The sequence below is a fragment of the Bacillus sp. 05T31 genome, from assembly GCF_056396725.1.
Window position 1 is genome coordinate 1 of the sequence record NZ_JBFTMA010000532.1, and the last position, 3,113, is coordinate 3,113.

Below are 3,113 nucleotides of genomic sequence, written 5' to 3' on the forward strand. Positions count from 1 at the left end.
CATAAGTAGTTATTGGCTTATGTTTAATAAGATGGCAATGCTTTCTCTACCTCTTATTATGATTGGAACATATTTATTATTTCGTTCTTTGACTGTGTATCTTCTAAAACGTGCACAAAAGAATAACATAAGTAGTTATTGGCTTATGTTTAATAAGATGGCAATGCTTTCTCTACCTCTTATTATGATTGGAACATATTTATTATTTCGTTCTTTGACTGTGTATCTTCTAAAACGTGCACAAAAGAATAAATCGAACTACTATAAAGGGACTAACATCATCGGAACATCTCACTTGTTGTACCGTGTAAAAGGAAATGCCCTTATGTTTACAGTTATCGCATTGCTAATTACTGCAGCACTGCCATATCTTCATGCGAGTTTCCTTGAATACTCCACTGGTGAAAAAGATGCTCATGAAATAGCTCCTTTTAGCTATATTCATCTTTCCAAAGGCGAAACATCTGACAATCAGATCAAACGGGTTATTTCAAAAGACAAAGATCACCCTATTACAGTGCAACTCGATATTCCGGTTATTCAAGTAAAGGGGAATTCTTCAGCACCATTCCCAGATAAAGATGATCTTTCCGTTAATTTGATCTCAGAAAACGTATTTAATAAAATGAAAAAAGTTCTAAGTTTAGGGGATATACCAAACCTATCTGGTGAGCAAGCTCTAGCATTCAAAAAATTCGTCAATCAACCAGCTTCTGATTTTATTGGTAGCCAATTGAATATACAGTTGCCTCAAGGAAATCATACTTTTAAGCTCAACAAGTTAGAAAAAAAATCGATAAGTCTAACACTGCCTGGACCGGAGCCTTTATATCTTATCGTTGACGACAAAATATTTAATGATATTGCGAAACAGGTCAGCCCAATCACATATAAAGCTTATAAAGTAGAAGATGAAAAAACAACAGTAGAAACATCTGATATATTAATGAAACTAACTGGAAAAGATACTCAGATGCTTACGTTCTATGAATCGTATAAATCATTAAAAGCATTTACAGGAATGAAAATATTTCATGTCAGTTCTTTAGCGTTAATTCTACTAGCCGCGACTGGAAGTGTTATTTACTTCAAACAGCTAACAGAAGCACATTCAGATAAAAATCGTTATGAGATTTTACGAAAAATCGGTGTCAGCAGAAAAGACATACGAACTACTATAATAAAACAAACCTTGTTTGTATTTGCCCTTCCTATACTTGTTGGAATATTAAATGCAAGCATGTTAACAATATCAATGGTTTTACAATATGACATGGACATAAAGGAGAATAAAATTTCATTTATTTATGCTATGACAACGTATGGTGTGATCTATTTTGTTTACTATATGTTAACTCTTACTTCCTATAACAGAATTGTTAATAAATAAAAATGAACCATTTCTCGAATATCGGGAGGTGGTTTAATATATTTAACAAAACAAGATGCATAGTGAACAGTGATCTAATTAAACTATGTCAAAAATATGTCTAAACGTACAATTTCCCCAAAATGATATGGTGATCCTACGACACAACAAGCAGGCCAATCCCAAGATTAGCAAGAAAAAATCTGTGATAGAAATGGATATATGTATCTTTACATACTCTTGCTCATAACTTCAACATTGACTAGGGTCATAGGTTCTATTATGAATATAATTACTCTTCATCTTTAGAAAGGAGATGGTATTTTATCTATGGAAATTGAAAATCTAATTCCAGTAAAATCGAGAGAAGATTTGAGGATTTGGCTACAGGAAAATTGTAAGACTGAAAAATTTTGTTGGGTAGTAGTTAGTATGAAGCCAACCCCAGATACGTTGCTATATTTGGACGCGGTCGAAGAATCTTTGTGCTTTGGATRGATYGATGGAGTCAAAAAGAAAATWTCTGAAACSSARCTGGCKCAGAGRYTGTCWCCTAGAAGYAAAAAAAGCTCATGGACTGAATTRAATAAAGAACGTGTCCGCCGCCTCGAAAAATTGGGGTTAATGAGAGACGAAGGAATAAGGGTACTTCCTGATATGGATTACAATTCTTTTAAAATAGATAGGGTTATAGAGCAAAGACTAAAAGAGGACGAGCAAGTATATGCGAATTTTTTGGCATTTCCAGCTCTTTATAAAAGAGTTCGGATCGACACGATACAAAGCAATAAAAATCAGCCAGAATTATTCAAGAGTAGATTAGACAAATTTATAACAAACACTAAAGAAAATAAAATGTACGGTCAATGGAATGATAATGGTCGCCTTCTGGATTATTAGGGGGAGTACCACATCTCTATCAAGCTAAGCTCATACAACGTCAATTATAGTAGAGGTTATTTCTTCTTTTCTAAAGGCTACATATAGGGAATTTAAAGATTTKCATACGAAATAAACCCTAACGGGTTTCATTTTTTTGAATTAAGCCGCTTGATTATCAGACATGGTACAATTGTAAATGACACCTAATATATCAAAGACTGTTTTCTTCTCATAACGATGTGATTTTCGCCCGTTTTGCTGTAGGAGGTTAAACAGGCGAATTAGAATCTTTGATAGCTCTTGGGTGTCTTTTTGTATAGCTTGGAAAAGAAGAAGAAAGTAATCTTTAATCATGTATATGGCCTTATATTCACTCAGTTCTCGTTTCTTTTTCATAAGAAGTAATTGCCGCATTTGAAACATGGTAGAAGAACAGAGTAGAATRGCAATCAGTTGCCCATACAAATGGCATTCCAATCKTTCTCGTTTTATCTTTTTACAATGATGAATATGGAAGAATGATTTCCACGTTTTAAATAAAATCTCGATTTGCCAACGTAAAGAATACCAATCATGTACTTGTCCCATCGGGACAACATCTATAGGGGTATTTGTCATATATACATTGATACCGCTAAGTCGTTTACTACGAGMAGAATACTTCATTCTTTTCTTTTTTTCTCTTACAGTTTGATCTTGTAATCGTTTTTTTTGTTGTTCTTTTGTTAGTCGATGAACAATCACACGAGTTGGTACTTTATCCATCATTCCTACATAAGCATCGGATATTTCACATGTTTGTCCTGGCTGAAGAGAGTTCATTAAGAACTCCATATCTGTCTGTATATACTCTGTACCTTTC

3 protein-coding genes are annotated in these 3,113 nt (G+C 33.7%); 2 read left to right on the forward strand and 1 reads right to left on the reverse strand.

Annotated elements, in window-relative coordinates:
* Positions 1-1,390, forward strand: a 1,390-nt coding sequence (locus tag AC1DJR_RS23590; RefSeq protein ID WP_477003636.1) for an FtsX-like permease family protein, incomplete at its 5' end; no start/stop codon positions are given.
* Positions 1,391-1,699: 309 nt separating this feature from the next.
* The gene (locus AC1DJR_RS23595) at positions 1,700-2,269 is read left to right on the forward strand and encodes a YdeI/OmpD-associated family protein (protein ID WP_477003637.1); all 570 of its coding nucleotides are present in this window, start codon (positions 1,700-1,702) and stop codon (positions 2,267-2,269) included.
* A gap of 141 nt (positions 2,270-2,410) precedes the next feature.
* Here AC1DJR_RS23595 and AC1DJR_RS23600 read toward each other — a convergent pair.
* Positions 2,411-3,113: transposase (locus AC1DJR_RS23600; RefSeq protein WP_477003638.1), on the reverse strand; the 703-nt coding region annotated here is incomplete at its 5' end.